Genomic DNA, 24,707 nt, shown 5'->3' with positions numbered 1-24,707 from the left:
CTGCGAATACTCAGCAGCATTTTCATTGTAGTTGGGTTTCAGGCATTGGGGAAAATGGAAAAGCTGCACGGGCTCTTCATGCCCGTGCGCTTGGAATCATGAAGCACGCCGTATCAGGGGCCGGATACGACCGCGCCGAACGACGTGCCGAAGCGGAGTTCATCCCACTCGCTGCTTTGCGAGGAGTTGCCCCAAGGACCGTGCTTGATCTTGACCGTGTTGAACGTGAAGCCCGGGTCGCTGCGCGTGGCCGCGGCGCTACCGACGGAGGGCTCGCCCAACGCGATCACCGGATCAACCCACACATAAACGATGTCGCCCGATGCCATCGCATCCACTCGAGCGACAATCAGATGAAGCCCGGCATAATTGGAACTCGTGATGCCCGTGTAGCTCGTGGACGGAGTTTTCACCTGCCAGTCTCCGCTCGTCGCCTTGAACACAAACCCGTTCATATCGAGATACGCTTCGCGTCCCGATGAGTATTTTTTGACGAGAAATGACAGCCAATAGGTTTCGCTGATCGCACCAAATGTCTTGGTGAGCGTGCGACTGATTTCCTGATGCGCCCCGTCGGTGTCATAAATTCGGAAACGGTTTCCAGTAGCCGGCAAAGCCGTCCACGCATGACTGCACGTCAGGATTTCTGTGATGCCCGCGCTTCCGCCGACCGTCCACGATCCCGACCAGCCGAGTCCGCCGTTGGCCGAAGTGAGCGAACCCGCCGTGTAGTCAAAACCCTCATAAGCGATCAGGCCGCCGTATTCGAGCGGCCCGATATCGGTCGCGCCGCCATTCGGAACCGGATTGCCATCAAAGTCGGTCGTCGCGCCGAGCGCGGCACCCGCGTTGATTGCCGGCGAACCGGCCTGCAGATGAAAGTCCCCCGAGCCCGGCGACACCCAGGCCGGAGATGCCGTCAGCGAGTTTGCTTCCTGACCGGAACCGGCCTGATAGGTCGCCAGATCGTTGTAGGTCGTGCCCAGCCAGCTCGCCATCACGTTGGTCCCTTTGTCCTGGATGATGTTGTTATCTGAAACGAAGGTCTGGCCGGCAATGATGCTGCCAACCGTGAACCGCCGCTGCGGAGACGCATGGGCGTCGGACCAGATGATGTTGTTTCGGAATTCGCCCGAGACGGGCACGGAAACACCGACGCCCCAATATGTGTTATAAAACAGATTATTGTAGATCCGTATGTTGGCCATCGGAGTCGCCGCATACGTGGCGTTGCCCACGTTGAGGCCAGAGTTAATGCTCCCGTTCACGATGTTGTAACGCAGCGTGACGTTGGTCTGACCTTCGTTTTCCCACATCCGCAAGGCGCTGCCGTTGCCACTGTCTTCGACGTAATTGTATTCGACGACCGTGTCCTTGGTATAAACGGCGATGCCGAACGCGCCCTTGAAAACCCGGTTGCCAGAAACCAGACCTCCCGTGCCGCGCTGCACAATGATGCAGCCTTTGGCCGTCGTGTTGGTTTCACGCCGCACGATGTTGTCCTTCACGATGAAGTTGTTTGCAGGGCTCTTTAGTCCGTTCACCTGAATGCCGTCGGGACCGTTGTCGCCGCCCTTGTCGAAGAGGTGGTCGATCTCGTTGCCGATGATCTCCACGTTGGCGCCGCTCTGCGCATAGATGCCGTCGCCCTCCAGCCACGAAAAACGCGAATCAACGACTCGCAGTCCGTCGCAGAGATTGGAGAGAACGCCGGCGGACGCATATTGCCCGTTGGAACTCGCAAAAAAGAATTCGCAGTCCTCAAACGTGTAGTAGCTCGCATACGTGCCCAGCACCGCGAGGCCGAGATTGGATTTTTCCAGCCTCAAGCCGGAAAAAGTCTGATAAGGTTTTTTTGCCGTCTTCGTCGGATTTGAATGCACCACGTGATCGCGTTGAGCGGCCTCGTAGATTTTCCCCGTCGTATTCGGGCTGCCGGCCGGATCTTTCACGTAAAGCGTCCCGGTCGCCACATCCCAGAAATACTCTCCGTCGAGCAAAGCCGCCTGCGTCAACGCGCGCACCATGTAGGTGTTATTCACCGTCACCATGCGCGTCTCGGTCGCGAGCGGACGGCTGTAAACGCCGCCGCCCACCGTCGTCCAGCCCGACGATGGCAACACGATCGCCGTGGTCAGGGTCGGTTTCGCACCCGCGCCGTAGGCACTGTAAATAATGCGATTGGTGGAGGTGCCCGAGCCCGACGGCACGAGCGTGGCATCGTTGTAAACGCCGCCGGCTTTGAACAACACCTGATCACCCGCGACCAGCGTGGTAGCGTTGACCTTGGCGATGGTCGCCCAGGCGTTGGCATCACTCAGACCGTCCGCCAGATCATTTCCGCCCGGCTTGACGTGATAGGTTGCAGCGATCGCAGAAACGGCGGACAAGGCGCCGACCAATACAGTCGTCAAACTACGAATACGCAGGGGCGTCTTCATTTTACCTCCGGGGTTTGGGGTTGGGGTGCGGACGAACTAACGCCACGGGGTATCGCGACCGCGCCATGCGTGCGCAACGACTGCGTTGGTTTACGCGTAACCAGACCCGATCGTGAGAAAACTACTCGGTGCCGAATACGGCCTTCGAATAATTCTCCGCGCTGAACGGCTGGAGGTCTTCCGGCTGTTCGCCGAGGCCTAGGAAATAAATCGGCAGCTTCAACTCGCGCCAGATGCCCACGATCGCGCCGCCGCGGCTGGTCCCGTCGAGCTTCGTCACGACGAGGCCGGTGATACCAAAACTCTTATGAAATACCCGGGCCTGCTCGATCGAGTTGGTGCCGAGCGAGCCATCCACGACGAGCCACGAATGATGCGGCGCGGTCGGATCGTTCTTCTGCAACACACGGCGGATCTTCGCCAACTCGTCCATGAGGTTGCTCTTCGTGTGCAGACGTCCCGCGGTATCGACGATGAGGTAATCACAGCCGCGCGCTTTCGCTGCCTGCATCGCGTCAAACGCCACCGCTGCCGCATCCGCACCCGTGTGGCTGGCGACGATAGGCAGATCGAGACGGGTCGCCCACGCTTTGAGTTGTTCGACCGCAGCCGCGCGAAACGTATCGCACGCGGCGAGCATAACAGATTTCCCGTCCTGCTTGAGCAACCAGGCGAGCTTGGCCGACGTGGTGGTTTTGCCGGAACCGTTGACGCCAATCATCACGATGACCGTCGGCCCGGTCGGAGCCTGAGTGAGTTCACGTTCGCTGCCGGCCAGAACGCGCTTCAAAACCGACGAACCGATGGCGGCCGCCTGCTGGCCGCGAAGATCTTTGTCCGCTTTGTAGGCAGACTTGATCTCGGTAAGAATCTCCTCGGTCGTGGCCACGCCGAAATCGGCGGTGTAGAGCGCTTCTTCCAGCGTCTCGAGCGAAGACGCATCGATGGAGCGTCCGCCAAAGATGCCGCGCGTTTTCTCCGAGATCGCCGCGACCGTCTTGGAGAAGCCGTCCTTAAATTTTTTGAATAAACCAAACATGATTTAACGCAGAGGTCGCAGAGACCGCAGAGGAATGGATTTTCTCCGTGTCCTCTGTGATCTCTGCGTTAAAAAATCATTCAGCCTTCTCGACCTTGCGCGAGTCGCGGCCGAGCTGGTCTTTCATGCGGTCCAGAATGCCGTTGATGAAACGCTTGGCATCGAGGTTTGAAAACTGCTTCGAAAGATCGATGGCTTCGTTGATCGAGACGACCGGCGGGATGTCCTTGCGATAGACCATTTCGAAAATGGCCAGACGCAGGATCGCGAGGTCGATCTTGGCGATGCGCTCAAAGTCCCAGTTATGGGCGAGCCCGCGGATGCGGCCGTCGATCTCGTTCACGTTCGTGACCACGCCGTTGATCAGCTCCTCGCCAAACGCGTAGTGCTCGCGCGGCTGTTCCTGCGTTTCGATGAACGTGCGGATGTCATCGGACAGGTTCTTCGGAGTATTCAAACTCCACGCGAAGAGATACTGCAGGGCGGCCACCCGGCCGTCACGGCGCTGGGCGAAAAGGGCTTTGTTGCTGCTCATTGGGAAAGTTTTTTCTTTAGCACGGCCATCTCAAGGGCGGCGGCGGCGAATTCGGTGCCGCGGTTGATGGAGCCGGTGGCGCGGGCCTCGGCTTGCGCGAGGGTGTTGACCACGATGACGCCGTTGATCACCGGCACGCCCGTATCGAGCGAGACGCGCATGAGCGCGGCAGCGACGGCATCGCCGACCATCTCGTGGTGGTTGGTATCACCGGCAATCAACACACCGAGACCGATCACCGCGTCGAAGCGCGCGGAAGCGGCCAGTTGCTGGGCGGCCCAGGGAATCTCGTGTGAGCCCGGGACGCGCACGATCTCGATGGCCGCCGGGGCGACGCCGGAATCCACGAGCCAGGCCTGGCCACGGTCCACGAGAGCATCCACCAACGTGCTGTTAAAGCGGGCGGCCACGATGCCGATACGATAATCGGCACCGGAAACGGACAATGGCTTGGGCGCGTCGAGACTCATGTGAAAGAAGTGAAAGGACAGGTGTGCGAAGGCGGACGTGCCTCGGCAACCTATTTTCCGCCGAGGGGGACGACCTCGACTATCTCCAAGTCGTAGCCATCCAAACCGACGACCTTGCGCGAGCTGTTGGACAGCAGGCGAATCTTGCGCAGCCCGAGGGCGGTCAGGATTTGGGCTCCGATGCCATAATCACGAAAACTCATGCCCGCACCGTGACGCGCGGCGAGCCGGTCGATCACATCGGCGCCGCCTTGCGCATGTTCCATATAGAGCACCACTCCACGGCCGGCATCGGCGATCGCCTCCAAGGAGCCCGTGAGCATGGCATGGCTGTCGCTGCCGCGCTGGCGGAAAAGATCCCCCAGTAAATTTTCGCTGTGCACGCGGACCAGCGTCGGCTCGGAATCGAGCCCCCCCAGCACAAACGCCAGGTGGTGGCGCCCGTCGAGTTTGTTGCGAAAAACATGCAACGTAAAATCACCAAACTCGCTTGCGAAAGGTCGGGTGCACACGACCTCCACCAGCTTTTCGCGACGGTGACGGTATTCGATCAGATCGGCGATGGAGACGAGTTTCAGCCCGAACTGTTGTTTAAACTTAATCAGCTCCGGCAAACGCGCGACCGTGCCGTCGTCGTTGAGAATTTCGCAAATGACCCCGCTGGGGTGCAGACCTGCCAGCGACGCCAGATCCACAGCGGCCTCGGTGTGGCCGGCACGCTCGAGCACGCCGCCATCCTTGGCGCGCAAAGGGAAAATGTGACCCGGCTGCACGAGTGCATCGGGCTTCGCGTCGGGATCGGCGAGCAAGGAAATGGTGCGGGCGCGGTCGTAGGCGCTGATGCCGGTCGTGATCCCCTCGGCCGCATCGACCGAGACGGTGAAGGCGGTTTTGTGCGATTCGCGGTTTTCCTGCACCATCGGGTTGATGCCGAGGCGACGCAGTTGCGATCCCGTCGTCGGCACACAGATCAGACCGCGGGCATGGCGGATCATCATGTTGACCGCCTCAGGCGTGGCCTTGGAAGCCGCCATGACGAGATCGCCCTCGTTCTCGCGATTCTCGTCGTCGGTCACGATGATGATTTTACCGTCCGCGATGTCCTGAATCGCGGATTCGATGGAGTCGAACGGGGAGGCTGCGGAGAGGGCCATGGGGTGTAACCGTCGCCAGACCCCGCCCCCGTGTCAATGAAGCGGGAACGACCCGCTGTTCTCAGGTTGCATGCAAAGAAGGCGCCTTTATGCATGGCTTTTTCACATGAGAAAATTCTTTGAGAACCTGGAGCTGATTTTGACCGCAGCCGGCCTGCTGGTGATTTTTGCGGTTCATTGGATTTTCCAACAAAGCGAACACCCGTGGGCGTTGACCGCGGCCACCGCCATCGCAGTGGGCGTTCTTCACGGGGTGATTTTCTGGATCGTGCGCACCCGACAGCGCCGCATCCGCCAGCGCACGCTTGAGGACGCCGAACGCATGTTAAAAGACATCGTGAACAACCAGCTCTGCGTGATTATCTTTGCGGCTGATATGCACAAAAAGGACCAAATGCCCTTCAAGACCGCCCATGCCCATATCACCAGTTCAGTGACCGCGATTCACGGCATGCTCGACAATCTCTCCGAGGAATCACTCAACCTGTGGAAGTTGAAATACAAAAGAGGACTTCCCCCCGAGCCGTCCGGCAGCAATTAATACACGCTGCGCGACTCCATGCGTTTTCGAATCACTCATCGCACTCTTTACCGTTACGCCGGCTCGGCCTCCGAATCGTTTATGGAGGCGCGTCTGACGCCGACGACCGACGACTGCCAGAAGCTCCTTTCCCGCCAACTCGTCTCGACCCCGGCGGCCAACATGCACAGCTACGCCGATTATTTCGGCAACACCGTGGAGACGTTCTCGATCGTGAAACGCCATCGCGAACTCCTCCTTGAAAGCGTGTGCGAGATCGAGACCACACCCTGCCCGCCGCCCGCCGCCGCCTTGGAAATCAGCATCTCCGAGGCCCGCCAGCTCTACCGCAGTGAGAAGCTGAAACTCTTCGAGTTTCTGATGCCGTCCGAGTCGATTACGATCGGCCCCGAGGTCAACGCCCTCGCCAACAAGCTCTTCAAACCCGGTGATCTGCTCGGTGTTTCGCTCCTGCGATTGAACAACTGGATCAAGACCAACTTTCGCTACGTCTCCGGCTCGACCCAGATCGATACGCCCGTCACGACCGCGCTCAAACAACGCAGCGGCGTGTGCCAGGACTTTGCCCAGGTGATGATCGCCATCTTGCGCTCGGCCGAGATTCCCGCGCGCTACGTCACCGGCTATATCGAAACCGAAACCCAGCGCAAAGCCTCCGAGGCCAAACGCGCTCCCGCGCTCATCGGTGCCAGCGAAAGCCATGCGTGGGTCGAAGTCTATCTGCCCGGCGGCTTCTGGTGGCCGCTCGACCCGACCAACGACTGCATCGCCGGCGAACGCCATGTGAAGGTCGCCGTCGGCCGCGATTATCACGACAGCACTCCCACCCGCGGCGTGTTCAAAGGCACCCACACCGAAAAGCTATCAGTCGCCGTGGTGATGCAGCGTATCTAAAACTCGCGCGGCTCACACTTCACCCGCCAGCGTGAACGTGTGTCCGATCGAGTTCACCTGTCCGCTGATGCGGCGCAGCGTATTGAACATGTCGATGAAGTGAACGCTCGCCTCAAGCGCCGCCGCATCGGCCGACTTCAACCGGTCGTAATGCTGTTTTTGCACCGTGATGCACCATTCCTTGAGCTCATCGCCTTCATGCAAAAATCCCTTCGCGAGTTCACGATCGCGCGTCGTGAGCACCGAGGCCGCCAGACTGAGCCGGTGCCCGACCTTGCGCGCCAGTTCCGCCAGATTCGCCTGATCCGCCGGGGCAAAGGATAACGGATGCTCCGCGTGTTTGATCACCTGGGCGCACCATTCTTTCTCGATGATGTCGCCCACCGCTTCCAGCTGGCTCGTGAAATGAAGCAGCCCGAACCGCAGTTCACTGTCGCGCGAATTGAGCGCCTCGGACGGGATGCGGCTCAGATAATTTTTTATTTTGGTATGCAGTTCGTCGATACGGTCGTCGCGCTTGCGCACACGCCGCGCCTGCTCCGCGGATCCCTGCAGATATGCGTCCCAGCAACCGGAGAACATAGCCTGGATTTCATCCACCAATCGCAAAATTTCTCGCGACGCGTTCGCCAGGGCAAACACCGGACTCGCCAGCGCCCGCTCATCCAAGTGCGTCGGGACCGATATGCCCGCACCTGCCGGTGGCGCCGGCTTGATGATGCGCTCCAGCCAGCCCGAAAGCAGTCCGGCAAAGACCAGGCCGAGCACCGCCGTGATCACGTTGAACCCCGTGTGCAAATCCGCGCCATGCCGCGTGAGTGAGCCTGGAAACGCCGCGAGCAATCGCAGAATCGGGTCGAAGGCCAGCAGCATCGCCGCAGCCACCACTCCCTTCAGCAGCAGATTGGCAAACGTGAGCCGCCGGCCCGGCAACGTTCCCCAGCCTGCGATCAATGAGGTAACGCCCAGCCCTAGATTGGTGCCGATCACGACCGCGAGCACCACCGTGATATCCACCGCGCCCGCTTCGCCCAATGCCAGCACCAGACCGATGGACGCTGTTGAGCTTTGCATCGCGACGGTCACCACGGCGGCGAAGAGAACCAGCGCCAGCCGGTAATGTGTGACCACGCCCATCAGCGTCTGAAAATCCGCATCGGCGGTCAGCGCGCGTGCCGCTCCGCTGGTCAGCACCATCGCCAGAAAAACAAAGCCCAGGCCGAGCACCGTCTGTCCGATTCCGCGCAGGGCTTCACTGCGCCCGTATTGGAAACACAACAAACCCACGACCAGCAGCACCGCGTAATAATCGAATAAATGAAACGAGATCAGCTGCACCGTCGCGGTGATGCCGATGCCCGCGCCCAGCAGAAAAATCAGCAGCCGGTCGCCGGACAATCGCCCCGCGTGCAACAACTGCAGCGTAAACAAAGTCTGAGCAGTGGACGAAGGTGCGACCGCGCCAAAAGTGAGTCCGCCAAGTAGTGCGACGCCACGGCGTTTCTGCATGGTTGCCGTCCAACGGTGGATGCGCTCGCCCGCCAACCGGTCGAGTCCTTTGCGTAGAAAGCGAATCCCGAAAAGGATCAGCGCCACTCCGCCCGCGATATCAATCAGCACCATCTGCCGACAAGACGTAATGGCTTTCGCGTGTCACGCAAGCCGCCACCGCCCGTCAGCCGGCGTTCTTTGCCTGCTGTTTCAATTCCGACCAACGCGCCAGCCGCTCCACGATGCGCGTCTCCAGCCCCGCGCTTTTGGGTGTATAGAGCGAGAGCGGCTTTTCGAGATAGTCCTGCCCCGAGATATTTTCCGGATAATCGTGCGAGTAACGGTAGCCTTTGCCGTGTCCGTTCTGCTTGCTCGCCGCGCCGCTCTTGTCGCGCAATGGCAGCGGCACGGGTTGCACCGGTCGCGATTTCAACGCGTGGTGCGCAGCCGCCAGCGCGAGCGTGGCCGAGTTGCTCTTCGGCGCGCAGGCGATGTGCAACGTGGCATGCGCCAGCGTGAGTTCCGCCTCGGGCAAACCGATGAAGTCGCACGCATGATGCGCCGCGACCGCCAGAGGGAGCGCGAGTGGATCGGCCAGACCCACATCTTCGCTCGCCAGAATCACCAGGCGACGCGCGATGAAGCGCGGGTCTTCGCCACCCGCCAGCATCTTGGCCAGCCAATACATGGCCGCATCCGGATCGCTGCCGCGGCAGCTTTTGATGAACGCCGAAATCGTGTCGTAGTGTTCATCTTCGTCGGCGTCGTAGCGAATGCGCCGCTCTCGGGCGAATACCTCCAGCTCCTTCTCGGTGACGTCGGCTTTTTCGGGCAGCGAAAGCACGATGACTTCCAACGCATTCAGCGCGCGGCGCAGATCGCCGTCACAGAGCACCGCGAGATCTGCGAGCACCTTGCCATAGGCAGTGCAACCACGGGCCCCAAGTCCGCGCTCCGTATCGGTCAACGCACGCGCCAGCACGCCGGCCACGGCGGCCGCCGGCAACGGCTCCAACCGGAACAGATGACTGCGTGATAGCAGCGGCGGATTGACGTAGAAACCGGGATTGTGGGTCGTCGCGCCGATGAGCCGCACGTAACCTTCCTCGACGTCAGGCAGGAGCAGGTCTTGTTGCGATTTATTGAAGCGGTGCAGCTCATCGATGAAGAGCAGCGTCGGCGTCTCGGGCATCTTGCGGGCGGTCGCAAGGATTTCGCGCAGCTCGGCCACGTTGGACATGACGGCATTGATGCGCACGAACCGGCTCTGCGTTTCGTGGGCGATCACTTCGGCAAAACTGGTTTTTCCGCAACCGGGCGGACCATAGAAAATGAGACTGCCGAAGCGGTTGCTCTTAATCAGGCGGGTGAGCAAACCGTCCGCTTGAGTCAGATGCTCCTGCCCAACGATGTCGGCCAACACACGAGGACGCATGCGAGCCGCGAGCGGCTGCGCCGAAGGACGCACTTTCGCAGAGGGCGCAGGGGCAGCCGGCGCGAGGGATTCTGCAAAGAAATCGGATTGGTCGGACACAGGCATTTTGAAACCACTAATTCCCCCCAAAGGGCACTAATAAAAGCCCATTCGCAAATTAGTGTTCATTAGTGGCGATTAGTGGTTCCAACTCAAATTCATGACCAGCCGCAGCCTCGGACACCGCGCACCACTTCTATGGGTGTTGCTGCCGTTGATGAGCGGACTCGTCGCGGCGAAACTCCAATGGCTTCCGCTCTCCCCGGTCTGGTGGATGAGCGCGGCCCTCGTCTCCATCAGCCTGGCCTTGGGTTGGCGACGGGCTTGGGCTCCGGGCGTGGTTCTCGGTATTTTCCTAAGTGGAGGCGCACTCTACGAAATCCGCCGCGACCGTTTGCCCGACTGGGACTCGCTGCCTCCGCGCGAAATCCGTGCGACTTTGGAGATCGACCGCGTGTTTCCGCCCAAACCGGAAATGCGCAGCCTGGGCGGACTCGGACGGCTCGTCTCGACCGACACACACCTGGCCGAACTCGCCGGCCAACCCGTTTATTTTTCCCTCGGTTTGAAACGCGGCGAGGCGCCTCCTCTTCGCTCAAGCCGGCTCGACATAACCGGCGTGCTGCAAACCCTGCCGCGAAATCCGGCCATCGACACCTTCGACGGCTATCTCGCCAGCCAGGGCATGAACTTCAAGCTGACACGGGCGCGCATGAACGCCGAAGTCGGAAAAGCCGGTGTGTATCAGGTTTTCTGCGACACGGCGCTCCGTCGTTTTAATAGCATCCTCGGTCGTGGTATCGAAACGCACCCCGAACAGGCCGGCGTATTGCGAGCCATGCTCCTTGGCCAGCAGCAGGAATTAAATGATACGCAAAAAACGATTTTCCGCGAAAGCGGAACGATGCACCTCTTTTCGATATCCGGACTGCACATCGCGGTGATCGCCGCGGTGATTCAGGGGATACTGATTTTGGTGCGGCTGCCATCGCTGGCACGCGTGGTGGTCGGCGGAATCCTGCTTTGGTTATATGTGGATATCACGGGCGGCACACCCTCGGCGGTGCGGGCGTTTCTCATGGTGATGTTTGTGCATGCCTCGCACACGTTGCGCGTGCCCGGCAATCCCTTCGCGGCACTGGTGGCGTCGGCCGTGTGCGTGTTGCTCTGGCAACCGATGCAGCTCTTCACGGCGAGCTTTCAACTCAGTTACGGAATCGTCGCCGCGTTACTGCTGCTCGGACTGCCAATGGGCGATTACTGCGTGGAGAAATGGATGCTGTTCCCCCACCTGCCCAAAGTGACCTGGCGGTGGTATCATCACTGGGTCGATTACTGCTGGCGCGGACTGCTCGGGTTGGTCGCCATCGGTTTGTCGACGACGGTCGTGAGCATGATCAGCGGCGTGGTGATCTTCCAGTTGTTCACCCCGATTTCGCTGCCGGCCAATCTCGTGCTGATTCCCCTGGGATCACTCGTCATCATTTCAGGATTCCTTTCCCTGCTGTGCGGACTGATCGGCATCGGATGGCTCTCCGTGCTTTTGAATCATGCGAGCACTTTACTGATGATGGTCATCGAACGCGGCGTGCGCTTTTTTGTCGATGTGCCCGGAGCCAGCCACGCGGCTCAATTCTCACCCGTCTGGCTGGGCTATGCCGCGTTCGCCGGACTGTTGGCTCTGATCGTCATGGGATACGCACTGGATTGGCGGCGAGCCTGCGGCGGGTTCTGGACGCCTTTTGCGTTCACGCTGCTCGTGTTGTTAGCAGGAATGAAATTGATCGCCGCTGCTTGATGTTCCCGCGCGACCGGCGCACGCTCGGTCTCATGAAAAGTGCCTACGAACTCGCCATGGAACGTCTCGAAAAGTCCGATCCGGATGGTGGCATCAAGCTCACTGCGGAAAAAAAGGCCCGGCTCGCCGAGCTCGATCTCATCTACAAAGGCAAAATCGCCGAGCGTGAAATCTTCCTCAAGAAGCGCATCGAGGATGCCCTCAACGAGGGAAAACTCGCCGAGGTGAACAAGATCGTGGACCAGATCGCGAGCGAACGCGTGCGTCTCGAAGAGGAACGCGACGACGAAAAAGAGCGCGTGCGTCGCAGCAAGTAAGCGGCCCGCTCAACGCGGCGCGGCCGACGTGTTGCTCCAATCGATATTGTAATTCGTATGGGTGTCCTGCGAAGCCGGGGCTGGTCCACCTGCAGCTGGAGTCACCATGGCGGTTCCGTTTTCCGTGCCCGGTCCGTTTCTTTTGAAAAGGAATCGATTGAGTTTATCGAAGGTCGTGCGCTTTTCCATTTTTGGCTGGCGCTGTGAAGCCGCGGTTTCGGCATCTTTCATACGGTCCTGATATTTCGCAACGGTATCATATTTCAGGATCTGATCTCCCTTCGGCTGGATGCTGGAGCGTTGGCCATCGTGGCTGTTCAACTCGCGATCACGCACCTCGGGCTTGGGATAATCTTTGCGATCAACAATGGTTTTATCGCGCTTCTCCTTCAAGTCGATGGGCGCGCGTTTATCGCCCAGTGCCGAGTCTTTGCGCTCAATCATATCGGGCGCTTGGAAACGCTGATCCTGAAGGTGGTCGTTGCGCAGAAAAGGACGCTGGTTGCTCTCACGTGAAGGAGCCATCGGCGCAGAGTTGTCCGCCTTGGGCGCGAGTGCTTCGTTTTGCTTGGCGGCGTCTATCTTCGAAGGATCCTTCGCGTGCACACCAAGGGGCAACGCGGCGGAAACAACAAAGAGGATCAGGGGTAAGACGGGCCTCATGGCAGAGCCGACAGTCAACCAATCCCCGACGGCGTGGACAAGGTTTATTCTGGCTCGGCCGTGCCTTCGACCACCCACTGGCGAGCCTCGGGAACCTGCGCAAAGAAGGCTTTGAGCACCGCGCTCAGATGATCGGCGTAGCGGTAATGTGCACCCATGCCCGTGCGTAACTCGGCCTCGTAGATAAACTTGTCGGCATGCGTGCTGTGCTCGAACGGCGTCTGGGCACCCAGCAGCAACGAGTAAACGTAGGCCGACGAACCGCGTTGCATGAGCTCCTTGGTGAGAGCGGCCTGTTCGTCGAGAAGTTCCTGATGCGCAGCATGCGTAATCTCGGGCGGCAGGTAAAAGCCGGCCTGAATGAGCGGCGTGTAACGATGTCCGGTGCGGTGGCGGTTGAGATCGCGCAGCTCGGCGATCGCCATGTTGTTCCAAGCAAAGTTCACACGCATGCGGCGGGTGGCGGTGCCTTGGTAGCCGTAGCGGTTGGCGCGATGGCGCAGGGCTTCGGCCAGCGGCTGCTCTTCGCTGAGGAAAGGCGGCGTGCTGCGGTCCACATGCACCCAGACGTCATCGGCGAGCGGCTTCGTGGAAAGGCGCGCGAGGCCAAGGCGGAGCGAGGCATCGAGCTCTTGTTGCGCCTGCTGCTGATAGGATTTTTCGGCGGAGCTGTGGCGCATGAGACGCGGCGAAATTTTCATCAACTCTCTACGGATGAGCCCGGCGGCGGCGCGGGCCTCGGGATGCGGCATCGAGTCGAGGTGCTTAACGGTGTTCGCCCACATGCGCGAAGACTGGACGAGCCCGACGTTGGTGCGCGTGGCCAGCGGAATGAAATAACGCGCGCGATCGAGTGCGTAGTTTTTGCGGATGCGGGTAACAACAGCGGGCTTCGCATTGACGGGCACGCGCACACGATCCGGTTCGGCCACGCCGAGCGCATCGAGGCGGGAGTATTCGGAATTATAAGCGGCGAATGATTTCGCCATGAGAGCCTGCCAGCGAGGCGCGAGATCCTCGGGAATACCGATCTCGGCGGCGGACGGCAGGTTGTCCGCGTTCATCGTGATGTAGCGCGTGGACGACTCCTGACCGTCGGCCATTTGCGCGATCTCGAAAAGTTTATACGCGAGCCACATCGAGATGTCATCGAGGGCGATGGCGAGGCCGCCGGTCAGGCCGCCGATGGACGCGTGGCCGTAATCGACAAACTTCAGGATGCGGTCGATGGAGGCATCGGGATCCGCGGGGTCGACCTTTTCCAGGATGGCGTGGATGCCCTCATTGCTGCGCGAATAGCGGGCCAGCACGGAAGCGAGCAACTCAGGCGTGACCTTGGGCAGGTCGGCGGCCGAGGGGGGAGGAACAAGAGCGAGGCCGGTAACCTTCATACGATGCAAAAAGCGGTGTAGGAAAACCCTCCGTGCTGAAAGGAAAATCTCCACTATTCCTCGGGAAGAAAGCCGGCGGTCTGCTTTACCTCAACGTGACACTAAATACGTCGCCAGCCACGAACGGAGTCTTTGAAATCGGGTCTGTTTTACTTCTTATGATCACCCGAATCCGCCCCTTTTTAATCTGCGTTCTGGCTGTTGTTTGCCTGGGATCCCCCTCTCAGGCCGCACCGCGGGCCGAGCATGTTTTCGTCATTAGTTTCGATCAAGCGGCGCCGGCCGGAATCAACCGGGCCAACATGCCGCTTTTCAAAGCCATGGCGGCCGAGGGTGCGCACACATGGGAAGCCTACACCATCGTGCCGAGCATCACCCTGCCCTCGCACGTTTCGATGCTCACGGGCGTCGGCATCCAAAAACATCAGATTCTCTGGAATGAGTGGGATGAGACGCGCCCGAAGCTCGCCGTGCCCACGATTTTCCACCTCGCCAAGGCCAAGGGCCTCAGCACCGCTATGATCGCGGCGAAGAACAAATTCCGGACCTTCGAGCAGGCGGGCGGGCTCGATACGTTCCTGATTCCCGAAGACGCCAAGGCCAAGGACATCGGTGCCGCCGTCGCCGATCTACTGAAAACCAAACAGCCCAATCTGATTTTCATCCATTTCGCCGACCCCGACACCACCGGTCATCAATACGGCGTGGATTCCGCGGAGAAAATGCAGGCACTCGCCGACTGCGACCAGGCGTTGGGCGTCATCCGTGCCGCGATCGCCGCCGCCGGTATTGCCGATAAGAGCGTGATGATTCTCACCGCTGATCATGGCGGCCACGACCGGCCCGCCGCCGAGATCGCGGAGCGTATCAAACGCGGCCAGCCTCCCTCGCCCGGCACCCATGGCTTACCTGATTCTTCGGATGTCATCATTCCCTGGATCGCCTGGGGTAAAGGCGTGAAACCCGGTTTCACCGTCACCGCGCCGGTGGTTCAATACGACACCGCCGCCACCGCGCTCTGGCTGCTCGATGTGCCGGTTCCCGAAAGCTTTTGGGGCCGCCCGGTGGTCAGCGCGTTCGAGTAAACAACCGTGGATTTCAGGCACAAAAAAAGCGCCGGCGAAAAGCCCGGCGCTTTTTTAATGGTTATCGTGACAGGAGCCACTCACCGAGTGCGCCTTGGTAGAAACCGAGAACGACGGTGGCAACGGCCAGCGAGGCCAGCGTCACGCCGGCCATGAGGCTCACCGGTGTGCGGGCGGGACGGGTGTCGGTCTCGCCTTCCAACACGGGCGCGGTCCACGTTTCGAAGTAGGCCGCCTTGATCCAGCCGAAGTAGTAGTAGATCGAAACGATCACGCCCACGATGGCGACGGCGAGCAAGCAGTAGAGACCGGCTTTGAAGGCCGCGATGAAGATGAAGAGCTTGCCCATGAAGCCGGCCAGCGGAGGAATGCCGGCGAGCGAACCGAGGCCGATCGCCAGCACAGCGCCGAGGAACGGGTGCGACTTGGCCAGACCCGTGTAGTGGTCGAGGTCTTGGTCTGCGTCATTCTCGCCGGCGACGTGGGTCATCACGCCAAACACGGCGAAGGACGCCAGCAGGTAGGCGAAGAGGTAAAAATAAACCGCGCCGGCGGCAAGCGGCTGGCTGCCGGCGGCAATGACCGCGATGAGCAGGTAACCGGCGTGGGAGACGCCGGAGAGACCGATCAGGCGCTTGACATTGTGCTGAGTGAGCGCGGCGAGATTGCCGAAAAGAATCGTCGCACCCGCCATGATGGAGAGCACCGGCACCGTCAGATAATAATACGAACCGAACACGCGCTGGGTGAGAATCAGGAGCACCGAAAAACCAGCGGCCTTGGAGGCGACGGCCAGGAACGCGGTGACCGGGGTCGGCGCGCCTTGGTAAACATCAGGAATCCAGATTTGGAACGGAACGGCACCGATCTTGAACGCGACGCCGGCGAGCACGAACACGATACCCACACTCGCCAGGAAGTTCTCGGGGTTGGCTTCGAGGAATACACGAAGCGCATTGAAGTTCATCGACTCGGCAGTGGAGCCAGGAAGCGTCGAGTTGCCCGCGACACCGTAGAGCAGGACGATGCCGAACATCAGGATCGCGGAGCTGAGCGCACCGGTGATCAGGTATTTGAGACCGGCTTCCAGCGAAAGCGGACTGGAGCGGAAATAACTGACGAGGATGTAGAAACCGACCGTGACGGTTTCGAGGGCGACGAAGAAGAGAACGAAGTTGTTACTCTGCGCGAGGAGCATCATCGCGGCGGAGACCACCATGACGATGTGGAAGAACTCGATGCGCGGCATCTTCTGCTTCGCGAGGGCCACCACGCCGAGGATGCTCACAAGGATCGACGAGAGCATGAAGAAGACCCGCATGAACTGGCCCTCCTGCGTGTGGCGGAGGAGACCGTTAAAGGTTTCGTAGGCGACGAACGGTTGGGCGGTGCGGAAGTTCCACAGGAAGCCGATCAACAGACCGATCTGGCCGACGATCGCCAGTGTGGGAATAACGACGTGGTGCTTCTTCGGCAGGAACACCTCGAGCACGAGGAGGAACAGCGCGAGACAGCCGAGGGAAATCTCGGGGGCGATGGCCGCCCAGCGGTTGTCGGCGGCGGCCTGGATGAGTTCGGGAGACATGGGCAAAATTACAGGATTACTGGCCGACGATGGTGATGATTGGACCCTTGGCCGGATAAACGATTTCCAACGCGGCGTTCAGCGGCGTGGAAAGCGACTTCGGCCAGAAACCGATGAAGAGGAGTGCAGCGATCAGGATCAGCGCCGGAATCTTTTCGGACCAGCGGAGATCCACCGGAGGTTTTTCCGCAATGACCTTGGCAAACGCCTCGGTCGGCTGGCCGAAGAAAACCTTGGCGGCGGCACGCAGTCCGTAGATCGCCGAGATCACCACACCGGACACGGAGAGCACCGTAAGGACCTTGGAGAATTGCCAGGCGGCGACGAAGATCGTGAGTTCACCCCAGAAGTTGGCGAGACCGGGAAGACCGATGCTGGCCATGGTGGCGGTGACGAAGAACGCGGCAAGGACCGGAGCCTTTTGCGCGAGTCCGCCCATCTCGGTGAGATCGAATGTCTGCGTGCGGTGATAAACGCTGGTCGAGAGCATGAACAGCAACGCGACCGAGAGACCGTGCGCCACCATCATGAGAACGACACCACCGGCACCGACCGCAGTCAGCGTGGCCACGCCGAGAAACGCGTAGCCCATGTGCATGACCGAGCTGTAACCGACCATCTGCTTGAGGTCGCGTTGGGCGATGGTGATGAAGCCGATCACCAGAATGTTACCGACCACCGCGAGCCAAGCCAGCGGCTGGGCCCAGTGAGCGGCACCCAGCGGCAGCAACGGCACGGCGATCTGCACCAGACCGTAGAGACCAAACTTCTTCAACACACCGGCATGCAGCATGGCGGCGGAACTCGGCGCGGCACCGTAACCAAGCGGCGCCCACGTGTGCAGCGGCCAGAGGGAAACCAGAATACCGAAACCAAACATGAGCAGGCCAAAAATATGGTTCTGCGTGCCGGCCTTGATGCCGCCTTCAGAAATCACCTGGCGCAGTGTGATGAGATCGAAGCTCTCGGCACCACTCTTGTAATAGATGGCGATCAAACCGAGGAGCGAAAGCATCGCACCGGCGGTGAGGTAAATCGTCATCTTCATCGCGGCGTAACCACGATCTTTGCCACCCCAGATTCCGACCATGATGAAGGTCGGGATCAGCGCGAGTTCGTGGAAAAAATAGAAGAAGAAGATATCCACGCTGGCGAAGACGCCCATCAGACCGGCCTGCATGACCAGCAGCAGCGCGAGGTAAGTCTTGAGACGCTCGGCACCGGACTGGATGGCATAGAGACCCGCGGCGAGACCCACGATGCCGGCGAGCACATAAAGGGGCAGCGCGATGCCGTTGAGTCCGAGGTGCAGCTTGATACCCAGACCTTGTAGACCGGTTTCGTAGAGCTCCTTGAACTCATAGCCGGCACCGGCGCCGAGCGGGAAGTGATACCACACGTGCAGCGCGATGAGCGCAGGTGCCAGGAAACCGAGAGCGGCGACGATCTTGGCAAGACGCGTCGGGATACCGGCGGAGATCACCAACGCAGCCGCGAGCGGCGCCACGATGGAGAGCAGAAGAAGATGGGAGAACATGACGTTTAAATCGAAAGGGCTTTAGTTGAGCCAACCGCCGGCGAAGGCCCAGAGAACGGCCGCGCCAAACAGGAACCAGTAAACGTAGGCGTGGAGGCTGCCGACATGCAGCGCGCGCGCGCCAAGACCGACCAAGCCGACCACACCGGCGGCACCGCGGATGATCAGGCCGGAAAGGAAAACCCGCTCCAGGAATTCAAGAATCAGCGCGAAACGCTGCTGAACCTTGGCGACATACCAGTTGTAAGCACCGTCGAACGAACCTTTCAAAAACGAGAGAAACGCGAAAAGCACTGGCGACTTGGCGGCGAGCGAATCGGCCGCCGCGGGCTTGTAGAGGGCAAAGGCTGCGCCCGCGCCCACCGCGAGAATCACGATGCTCATCACGTAAACACCCAGACCCTCGGCATGGGGAATCTGCGACCAGACGGCCTTGAACGAATCACCGTAGATCAAGCCGCCGCCTTCATGCGTGGTGTAACCGGCAACCACCGCGAGAACCGCGAGCACCACCAACGGCAGCGTCATCGAAATGCCGCCTTCGTGGGCGTGCGAAGCGTCGTCGCTGCGGGGAGCACCGAGGAAAACCAGCTTCCACATGCGAACCATGTAGAACGAGGTGAGGATCGCGGTGATGAAGAGCACCACGAACACGGCGTAGTTCTTTTCCTGCGCGAGGTGAAGAATCGCATCCTTCGAATAAAAGCCGGAGAGGAACGGCAGGCCGGCGATGGCGGCGACGCCGATGGTGAACGTGATGAACGTCAGCGGCATCTTCTTTGAGAGACCGCCCATCTTAAAGATGTCCTGTTCGTGGTGGCAGCCATGAATGACGGAACCGGAACCGAGGAACATCAGCGCCTTGAAGAATGCGTGAGTGGTCAGGTGGAACATCGCGGCGCCAGCGCCGGCGGAGATCAAAACGAGCTGGCCAACTTCACCGTGGGGCACGAGTTCGAGACGACCCAGACCGAACGCGGCGACCATGTAGCCGAGCTGTGACAGCGTGGAGTAAGCGAGAACTTTCTTGATGTCGCTCTGCGTGATCGCGCACAGCGCGGCGTAAAGCGCAGTAATCGCACCGATCCAAGTAACGACGTTGAGCGCAATCGGAGCGGCGGCGAACAGCGGCTCAATGCGGCACAACATGAAGATACCGGCGGCCACCATCGTGGCGGCGTGGATCAAGGCCGAGACGGGCGTCGGTCCTTCCATCGCGTCCGGCAACCAGACGTGAAGCGGAACCTGCGCAGATTTACCAACAGCGCCGCAGAAGAGCAGGAGCGCGATGATATTGTAGCTGGCGCCGGCTCCGCTGATTGCGGCGATCTCGGTCAGATTGACGGTGCCAAACGCGTAGTAAGCTCCGATAATGCCGAGCAGAAAGCCGAAATCGCCAACGCGATTGGTGATGAAAGCCTTCTTTGAGGCGTCGGCGGCGGTCTGCTTGGTGTGATAATGATTGATGAGGACGTAAGAGCTGAAGCCCACCAGTTCCCAAAAGATGAAAATCATGAACAGATTGTCCGCGAGCACGATGCCGAGCATCGAGAACATGAAAATCGAGAGACCTCCGAAGTAGCGGGCCTTGGCCTCGTCGTCATGCATGTAGCCGAGCGAGAACACGTGCACGCACAGGCCGACCACGCCGACGATGGAGATCATCAGCGCGGAAAGATCGTCGAACTTGATGCCGAGCGACAGCGTGAAGCTTCCGAGCGACAGCCACGCGGCGGACGCATCCACCGCCGCGTCACGATATCCGCCAAAGGCGAGCGTGAGTCCGCCGGCCGCGATGATGGCGGCGGTGAACGTCGAGACGAGCGCAGCGATGCCGCCGGCACGACGGAAGAAGAGGGCGATCACGAGGGCCGACGCGAGAGGCGTCAGCAGCGTGAGCAACGCGATTACAGTGGGCGAATAGCCGAAAACGGAATTAGACACGTTGGAAAGGGGATCAGTTTTTCAGCGCGTTGAGCTCCTCGACCTGGATGGTCTGGCGGCGACGGAAAAGGGCCACGATGATTGCGAGGCCGACCGCAACCTCGGCGGCGGCGACCGTGAGGATGAAGAACACGAAGACGTTGCCGTCATTGGTGCGGTTGAAGTGCGAGAACGCGACGAGGGCGACGGTCGAGGCGACCAGCATGAGCTCGAGGCACATGTAGATCACCAGCGTGTTCTTGCGGAGCAGAACCCCGAAGAAGCCGATCGCGAAGAGAATCGCACTAAGGATGAGATATGAATTGAGTCCGACGGTCATTTTACGTCCTCCAGGCCTTCAAATTTTTTGCTGAGCACGATGACGCCAAGCATGGCGATCAAGAGTAGAAATCCGACGATCTGCACCGGCAGCAGGTAGGTCGTGAAGAGTTGTTCGCCGTAAGCACGCAAGCTGGCGCCGACGGGCACCAAGGTCGCGGCGGATGATTCAGCGGCAGGCGTCTCGATCGAGACGTGTTTCGCGAAGGTGAAGACGCCCAGAACCAGCAGCACGAACGCAAACGCACCGGCAACGATGGTCGCCTTCTTGAACGGCTTGCGGTCACCGCCGTGGCTGTCGAGCAACATCACGATGAAGAGGAACAACGCGACGACCGCGCCCGCGTAAACGAACACCATGAGCGCCGCCAGGAGGAAGGCGTCGAGCAGAACGAAGATCGCGGCAACGCCGACGAGGCTGACCAGGAGGCTGAGCGCGGAGGCGACGGTGTTCTTGGTGAGCACCACCGCGAGCGCGGAGCCGGCGGTCAGCGCGGCGAAGAAATAAAAGAAAATGTCAGACGACATGGGCGTTTGGGAAAAGGAGTGAGTAGCGGGTGGTGAGTAACAGGCGTTACTCGCTGCTTTAAAAATCAGTGCGCGTTGCCGTGTTCTTCGGCGGACTTCTTTTTGTCCCACTTGAAGTGATCGTCGGGGAGCGTGCCGCCGAGTTCGTAGAGCTTCGCTTTGTTGTTCACCATCTCGGCGCGGGTGTAGCCGGACATGGAGAATTGGTTTTGCAGCCAGATCGCCTCCTCAGGGCAGACTTCCTGGCAGAGGCCGCAGTATATGCAGCGCAGCATGTCGATGTCGAAGGCCTGCGGAGCTTTCTCGACGTGGGCGTTGATGGAGTCTTCGGGGATCTCGCCGGGCGTGATACGGATGGCCTTGGGCGGGCAGACGAATTCGCAGAGCTGGCAGGACACGCACTTTTCGCGTCCGTTGGGATCCTTCACCAGCGTGGGAACGCCGCGGTAATTTTTCGGGATCTCGGGGCGCTGCTCGGGATATTGCAGAGTGACCGTGGGTTTGAGCAGGTGCTTAAACGTGGTCTTCAACCCGCCGAGAATCTGCGGGATGTAGGTGCGCTCGGCGAAGGAGAGCGGTTTGCGTTCGACTTGGATGACGGCCATGGCGCGAAATTTGTTGGGAAATTACTTTTTCAGATGCGCGAGAACCGCGATTCCGAGCGTGTAGATAATCAGATTGGCGATCGCCAGCGGGAGGAGCTTCTTCCAACCGATGGTCATCACTTGGTCGTAGCGGAAGCGCGGGAGCGTCCAGCGCACCCACATAAAGAAGAAGATCGAGGCAAAGACCTTGCCGAGGAAGATGCCGATGCCGATCAGGCCCATGACAAGCGGATGCGCGGCCCATGACGCGAAGCCGGAGAGCCAGTGGATCACATCGCCCAGCGGCAGGCCGGGGAGCGGATTCCAGCCGCCGCAGAAGAGGAGGATGAACACGGCCGAGCCGACAATCATGTGACAGTATTCCGCCACGAAGAAGAGCGACCATTTGAAGGCGCCGTATTCGGTGTGGAAACCACCGACGAGATCCGACTCGGACTCAGGCATGTCGAACGGCTGGCGGTTGGTCTCGGCAAAGAGCGCGACCAGGAAAATGAACGCCGACAGCGGGAAATAGAACACATACCAGACGCTGTCCCACGCGAAGCCGGAGCCGGACTGCAGTTCGACGACGCGGAAAAGACTCAGCGTGCCTTCGCCACCGGGAGCGTTGATCCAGAGAAACACCGGCAGCACGGAGAGCGTCATTGAAAGCTCATACGAGATGAGCTGGGCCGAGGCACGCACGCCGCCGAGAAACGGGTATTTGGAATTAGAGGCCCAACCGGCGAGGATCACGGCGTAAACACCGAGCGAAGAAACCGCGAACACGGCGAGGAGGCCGATATCCAGGTTGGCGAGGATGATGGGCACGAGTTTACCGGCCTCGTTAAAATACGCGCCGAAAGGAACGACCACGATGGTCGAAAGCGCGGGGATCATCGCGAGGATCGGCGCGGCGACGAAGTAGAACTTGTTCACGTGGCCGGGAATCGGGTCTTCCTTGAACGTGAATTTACCGCCGTCGGCCGCCAGCTGGAAAAGGCCGAGACGCTGGAACACGCCGATGCCGGGAATCCAGGCGAGGATCGGAGGCACGGTGCGGTTGGGGCCGGGGCGGCCCTGGAGCCAGGCGGAGATTTTGCGCTCGGCCATCGAACACGCGGCGGCGATGGGGAAGAGCACAAGGATCACGGCCGTGCCTTGGAGCACGAGACGGAGCCAGAGCGGGAGGTTGAAGTAAAAGTCGAACATGGCGGCGCGTCTGGATTAGGCGGTCACGGCGGCGGCGGGCGCGGCGGGTTTGAAGTGGAGGGTTTCGCCTTCAGCGAAAGGCAGGCCGGCCCACGGAGTGGAATCGAGGAGGAGGCCGGTCTCGGGGATGTTCTTGTATAGCATCGTGCCGAGCGCGGGGACTTCGGCGGCGATCACGGGCCAGAGCGTGCCGAGCTCGGAGGCAACCGGCGAACCGGCGGCGGCGGAAAGCGTGGCGAGAGCCGTGAGGTCGTTGTGCGCGCCGGACAGCGGAGGAACCGCTTGTATGAATTTCTGGATACGGAACTGCTGGTTGATGAACGTGCCGGCTTTTTCAAAAACCGTGACAGTCGGGATGACGACCTTGGCGGCGGCGCTGGTGGCGTTGGCGTGGGTGCCGAGGTAGATCACGGAGACCTTGGCGAGCTGCGCGGCGGTGAGGCCGGCGGCGAGGAGGTCTTCATTGATCGCGACGACCGTCTTCACTTTGCCGGAGTCGATCTCGCCGGAGAGCTGCTTGAGCTCGGCGCAGGGGAGCTGGGAGATCAGGCCGGTGACGAGGGCGCCACGGGTGTTGGGATTGCGGTCGGCGGAGATGAGGAGCTTGTCGCCCTCCCCCACCCGCTTCACCAGATGCGCTTGCGCGCCGAGGGCGGCGGCGAGTTTCTTGGTGACGAATTGTTCTTCGACGGAGCTGCGGCCGGAACCGACGACGGAAATCGCGCCGGCGGAGGTCTTGAAGATCGCTGCGGCCTGAGCTACGAGCGCGTCGAGGGCAGTGCCGGACTTGAGGCGGTCGGCGGACTGGACCTGTTTGTAGAGGACGCGGCCGGAGTCGGGCATCCAGGTTTCGTTCACCTCGTCGTTGCGGCGCGGGGTGATGCGGTAAATGACGCCTTCGCGGGACCAGACGACGGAGTTAACGCCGGCGGAGGACTCGGTGCAGATGGAGTTGGTCTGCTTGAGGAACCAAACGCGCATCTTGAAACGGAAGTCCGTCGAGGTGAGAGCGCCGACGGGGCAGATATCCACCGTGTTGAGAGAGTAGTTGTGATCGAGCTTCTTGTCGGGGTGGCAGGTCAGCGTGGAGTAGCTGCCGCGGTCCACGAAACCGAGGACGTCCTGGCCGGCGACGTCGCGGGAGAAACGGATGCAGCGCGAGCAGAGGACGCAGCGTTCATCGTCGAGCGTGACGCGCGGTCCGAGCTGGGTGCGCTTGGGCTTCACGTTCTTTTGCTCGATGAAGCGCGAGTAGCCGCGGCCGTAACCGGTGGCCTGCTCTTGGAGTTTGCATTCGCCGGCCTGGTCGCAGATCGGGCAGTCGAGCGGGTGATTGATGAGGAGGAACTCCATCACGCCTTCGCGGGCGTCTTTGACCATCGGGCTGGTGGTCTTGACGTGGAGGCCGGGGGAAACGTTGGTGCCGCAGCCGATCTGGGGGCGCGGGATCCAGTTGATCTTCTGCTTGCCGGTAGCCGGGTCCATGATCGGCACCTTGGTGGCGGGATCGACGGCGGGCATGCCCATTTCGATCAGGCACATGCGGCAATTGCCGACCACGGCGAGCTTCGGGTGGTAGCAGTAGTGGGGCACGTCAACGTTCACGAGGCGGGCGGCTTCGATGACGTTGGTGCCCTTGGGCACGGCGATCTCCTTGCCGTCGATGTTGACGGTGACGAGGTCGGGTTTGGCGGGCTGGATCATTG

The 24,707-nt window shown here is 60.5% G+C and carries 22 protein-coding genes; 5 read left to right on the top strand and 17 right to left on the bottom strand.

Features of this window, described 5'->3' with window-relative positions:
• Positions 1-113: 113 nt before the first annotated feature.
• The 5 genes from FPL22_RS13640 to ribB all read right to left on the bottom strand — a co-directional run bounded on the left by FPL22_RS13640 (position 114) and on the right by ribB (position 5,639).
• Positions 114-2,441 (bottom strand): right-handed parallel beta-helix repeat-containing protein, encoded by a 2,328-nt coding sequence (locus FPL22_RS13640; RefSeq protein ID WP_144230960.1) that lies wholly within the window; start codon positions 2,439-2,441, stop codon positions 114-116.
• 121 nt (positions 2,442-2,562) lie between these two features.
• Positions 2,563-3,480 carry a signal recognition particle-docking protein FtsY gene (gene ftsY, locus FPL22_RS13635; RefSeq protein ID WP_144230959.1) on the bottom strand — a complete coding sequence of 306 codons (918 nt, stop codon included), beginning with the start codon at positions 3,478-3,480 and terminating at the stop codon, positions 2,563-2,565.
• Positions 3,481-3,556: 76 nt separating this feature from the next.
• Positions 3,557-4,015, bottom strand: a complete 459-nt coding sequence (gene nusB / locus FPL22_RS13630; RefSeq protein ID WP_144230958.1) for a transcription antitermination factor NusB — start codon at positions 4,013-4,015, stop codon at positions 3,557-3,559.
• Positions 4,012-4,485 (bottom strand): 6,7-dimethyl-8-ribityllumazine synthase, encoded by a 474-nt coding sequence (ribH, locus tag FPL22_RS13625; protein ID WP_144230957.1) that lies wholly within the window; start codon positions 4,483-4,485, stop codon positions 4,012-4,014. The genes nusB and ribH overlap by 4 nt, the downstream gene beginning before the upstream one ends.
• Before the next feature lie 50 nt (positions 4,486-4,535).
• Positions 4,536-5,639, bottom strand: coding sequence for a 3,4-dihydroxy-2-butanone-4-phosphate synthase (ribB, locus tag FPL22_RS13620; protein WP_144230956.1), 1,104 nt, complete (start codon positions 5,637-5,639; stop codon positions 4,536-4,538).
• Positions 5,640-5,745: 106 nt separating this feature from the next.
• Between ribB and FPL22_RS13615 the strand changes: the two genes are divergently transcribed.
• Both FPL22_RS13615 and FPL22_RS13610 read left to right on the top strand, forming a co-directional pair.
• A complete protein-coding gene (locus tag FPL22_RS13615) occupies positions 5,746-6,180 on the top strand; it encodes a hypothetical protein (RefSeq protein ID WP_144230955.1) in 435 nt (144 codons plus the stop codon).
• An 18-nt stretch (positions 6,181-6,198) separates the two neighbouring features.
• Positions 6,199-7,074: a transglutaminase family protein gene (locus FPL22_RS13610; protein ID WP_144230954.1), complete on the top strand. Its 876-nt coding sequence runs from the start codon at positions 6,199-6,201 to the stop codon at positions 7,072-7,074.
• Between the two features lie 12 nt (positions 7,075-7,086).
• Here FPL22_RS13610 and FPL22_RS13605 read toward each other — a convergent pair whose 3' ends face one another.
• On the bottom strand, positions 7,087-8,697 hold the full coding sequence (locus tag FPL22_RS13605) for a Na/Pi cotransporter family protein (protein WP_144230953.1): 1,611 nt from the start codon (positions 8,695-8,697) through the stop codon (positions 7,087-7,089).
• 52 nt (positions 8,698-8,749) lie between these two features.
• Positions 8,750-10,105: a replication-associated recombination protein A gene (locus FPL22_RS13600; protein ID WP_144230952.1), complete on the bottom strand. Its 1,356-nt coding sequence runs from the start codon at positions 10,103-10,105 to the stop codon at positions 8,750-8,752.
• A 94-nt stretch (positions 10,106-10,199) separates the two neighbouring features.
• On the opposite strand from FPL22_RS13600, the gene FPL22_RS13595 reads away from it, so the two are divergent.
• Both FPL22_RS13595 and FPL22_RS13590 read left to right on the top strand, forming a co-directional pair.
• On the top strand, positions 10,200-11,837 hold the full coding sequence (locus FPL22_RS13595) for a ComEC/Rec2 family competence protein (protein WP_144230951.1): 1,638 nt from the start codon (positions 10,200-10,202) through the stop codon (positions 11,835-11,837).
• A gap of 32 nt (positions 11,838-11,869) precedes the next feature.
• Complete coding sequence (locus FPL22_RS13590) at positions 11,870-12,154, top strand: hypothetical protein (RefSeq protein WP_144230950.1); 285 nt, start codon at positions 11,870-11,872, stop codon at positions 12,152-12,154.
• Between the two features lie 9 nt (positions 12,155-12,163).
• Here FPL22_RS13590 and FPL22_RS13585 read toward each other — a convergent pair whose 3' ends face one another.
• Both FPL22_RS13585 and FPL22_RS13580 read right to left on the bottom strand, forming a co-directional pair.
• Complete coding sequence (locus FPL22_RS13585; protein WP_144230949.1) at positions 12,164-12,598, bottom strand: hypothetical protein; 435 nt, start codon at positions 12,596-12,598, stop codon at positions 12,164-12,166.
• A 263-nt stretch (positions 12,599-12,861) separates the two neighbouring features.
• Positions 12,862-14,208 carry an FAD-dependent thymidylate synthase gene (locus tag FPL22_RS13580; RefSeq protein ID WP_144230948.1) on the bottom strand — a complete coding sequence of 449 codons (1,347 nt, stop codon included), beginning with the start codon at positions 14,206-14,208 and terminating at the stop codon, positions 12,862-12,864.
• Positions 14,209-14,366: 158 nt separating this feature from the next.
• Here FPL22_RS13580 and FPL22_RS13575 point away from each other — a divergent pair, with 158 nt between their 5' ends.
• Positions 14,367-15,293, top strand: coding sequence for an alkaline phosphatase family protein (locus FPL22_RS13575; protein WP_144230947.1), 927 nt, complete (start codon positions 14,367-14,369; stop codon positions 15,291-15,293).
• A gap of 61 nt (positions 15,294-15,354) precedes the next feature.
• On the opposite strand, the gene FPL22_RS13570 is transcribed toward FPL22_RS13575, so the two are convergent.
• The 8 genes from FPL22_RS13570 to FPL22_RS13535 all read right to left on the bottom strand — a co-directional run bounded on the left by FPL22_RS13570 (position 15,355) and on the right by FPL22_RS13535 (position 24,705).
• Complete coding sequence (locus tag FPL22_RS13570) at positions 15,355-16,878, bottom strand: NADH-quinone oxidoreductase subunit N (protein ID WP_203235158.1); 1,524 nt, start codon at positions 16,876-16,878, stop codon at positions 15,355-15,357.
• A gap of 16 nt (positions 16,879-16,894) precedes the next feature.
• Entirely contained in the window at positions 16,895-18,415 is a 1,521-nt protein-coding gene (locus FPL22_RS13565; RefSeq protein WP_144230945.1) for a complex I subunit 4 family protein, read from the bottom strand.
• A 21-nt stretch (positions 18,416-18,436) separates the two neighbouring features.
• The gene (gene nuoL / locus FPL22_RS13560) at positions 18,437-20,359 is read right to left on the bottom strand and encodes an NADH-quinone oxidoreductase subunit L (protein WP_144230944.1); all 1,923 of its coding nucleotides are present in this window, start codon (positions 20,357-20,359) and stop codon (positions 18,437-18,439) included.
• Positions 20,360-20,372: 13 nt separating this feature from the next.
• A complete protein-coding gene (gene nuoK / locus FPL22_RS13555; protein ID WP_144230943.1) occupies positions 20,373-20,678 on the bottom strand; it encodes an NADH-quinone oxidoreductase subunit NuoK in 306 nt (101 codons plus the stop codon).
• A complete protein-coding gene (locus FPL22_RS13550; RefSeq protein ID WP_144230942.1) occupies positions 20,675-21,205 on the bottom strand; it encodes an NADH-quinone oxidoreductase subunit J family protein in 531 nt (176 codons plus the stop codon). The genes nuoK and FPL22_RS13550 overlap by 4 nt, the downstream gene beginning before the upstream one ends.
• Positions 21,206-21,270: 65 nt before the next feature.
• Positions 21,271-21,810: a NuoI/complex I 23 kDa subunit family protein gene (locus FPL22_RS13545; RefSeq protein WP_144230941.1), complete on the bottom strand. Its 540-nt coding sequence runs from the start codon at positions 21,808-21,810 to the stop codon at positions 21,271-21,273.
• Positions 21,811-21,831: 21 nt separating this feature from the next.
• The gene (locus FPL22_RS13540; RefSeq protein ID WP_144230940.1) at positions 21,832-23,001 is read right to left on the bottom strand and encodes a complex I subunit 1/NuoH family protein; all 1,170 of its coding nucleotides are present in this window, start codon (positions 22,999-23,001) and stop codon (positions 21,832-21,834) included.
• A gap of 15 nt (positions 23,002-23,016) precedes the next feature.
• Entirely contained in the window at positions 23,017-24,705 is a 1,689-nt protein-coding gene (locus FPL22_RS13535) for an NADH-quinone oxidoreductase subunit G (RefSeq protein ID WP_144230939.1), read from the bottom strand.
• Positions 24,706-24,707 lie beyond the last annotated feature (2 nt).

The sequence above is a fragment of the Rariglobus hedericola genome (genome assembly GCF_007559335.1).
GTDB classification, from domain to species: Bacteria; Verrucomicrobiota; Verrucomicrobiia; order Opitutales; family Opitutaceae; genus Rariglobus; species Rariglobus hedericola.
The sequence above is the reverse complement of the archived record's forward strand: the minus strand, read 5'-3'. Positions and strand labels throughout refer to the sequence as shown.

Coding starts and splice junctions, on each gene's coding strand:
- FPL22_RS13575 (WP_144230947.1), top strand. CDS start 14,367: ATGATCACCCGAATCCGCCCCTTTTTAATCTGCGTTCTGGCTGTTGTT.
- FPL22_RS13535 (WP_144230939.1), bottom strand. CDS start 24,705: ATGATCCAGCCCGCCAAACCCGACCTCGTCACCGTCAACATCGACGGC.
- FPL22_RS13540 (WP_144230940.1), bottom strand. CDS start 23,001: ATGTTCGACTTTTACTTCAACCTCCCGCTCTGGCTCCGTCTCGTGCTC.
- FPL22_RS13610 (WP_144230954.1), top strand. CDS start 6,199: ATGCGTTTTCGAATCACTCATCGCACTCTTTACCGTTACGCCGGCTCG.
- FPL22_RS13640 (WP_144230960.1), bottom strand. CDS start 2,441: ATGAAGACGCCCCTGCGTATTCGTAGTTTGACGACTGTATTGGTCGGC.
- FPL22_RS13550 (WP_144230942.1), bottom strand. CDS start 21,205: ATGTCGTCTGACATTTTCTTTTATTTCTTCGCCGCGCTGACCGCCGGC.
- FPL22_RS13580 (WP_144230948.1), bottom strand. CDS start 14,208: ATGAAGGTTACCGGCCTCGCTCTTGTTCCTCCCCCCTCGGCCGCCGAC.
- FPL22_RS13600 (WP_144230952.1), bottom strand. CDS start 10,105: ATGCCTGTGTCCGACCAATCCGATTTCTTTGCAGAATCCCTCGCGCCG.
- FPL22_RS13570 (WP_203235158.1), bottom strand. CDS start 16,878: ATGTCTCCCGAACTCATCCAGGCCGCCGCCGACAACCGCTGGGCGGCC.
- FPL22_RS13565 (WP_144230945.1), bottom strand. CDS start 18,415: ATGTTCTCCCATCTTCTTCTGCTCTCCATCGTGGCGCCGCTCGCGGCT.
- FPL22_RS13545 (WP_144230941.1), bottom strand. CDS start 21,810: ATGGCCGTCATCCAAGTCGAACGCAAACCGCTCTCCTTCGCCGAGCGC.
- nusB (WP_144230958.1), bottom strand. CDS start 4,015: ATGAGCAGCAACAAAGCCCTTTTCGCCCAGCGCCGTGACGGCCGGGTG.
- FPL22_RS13615 (WP_144230955.1), top strand. CDS start 5,746: ATGAGAAAATTCTTTGAGAACCTGGAGCTGATTTTGACCGCAGCCGGC.
- FPL22_RS13585 (WP_144230949.1), bottom strand. CDS start 12,598: ATGATTGAGCGCAAAGACTCGGCACTGGGCGATAAACGCGCGCCCATC.
- ftsY (WP_144230959.1), bottom strand. CDS start 3,480: ATGTTTGGTTTATTCAAAAAATTTAAGGACGGCTTCTCCAAGACGGTC.
- ribB (WP_144230956.1), bottom strand. CDS start 5,639: ATGGCCCTCTCCGCAGCCTCCCCGTTCGACTCCATCGAATCCGCGATT.
- nuoK (WP_144230943.1), bottom strand. CDS start 20,678: ATGACCGTCGGACTCAATTCATATCTCATCCTTAGTGCGATTCTCTTC.
- FPL22_RS13590 (WP_144230950.1), top strand. CDS start 11,870: ATGAAAAGTGCCTACGAACTCGCCATGGAACGTCTCGAAAAGTCCGAT.
- FPL22_RS13595 (WP_144230951.1), top strand. CDS start 10,200: ATGACCAGCCGCAGCCTCGGACACCGCGCACCACTTCTATGGGTGTTG.
- FPL22_RS13605 (WP_144230953.1), bottom strand. CDS start 8,697: ATGGTGCTGATTGATATCGCGGGCGGAGTGGCGCTGATCCTTTTCGGG.
- ribH (WP_144230957.1), bottom strand. CDS start 4,485: ATGAGTCTCGACGCGCCCAAGCCATTGTCCGTTTCCGGTGCCGATTAT.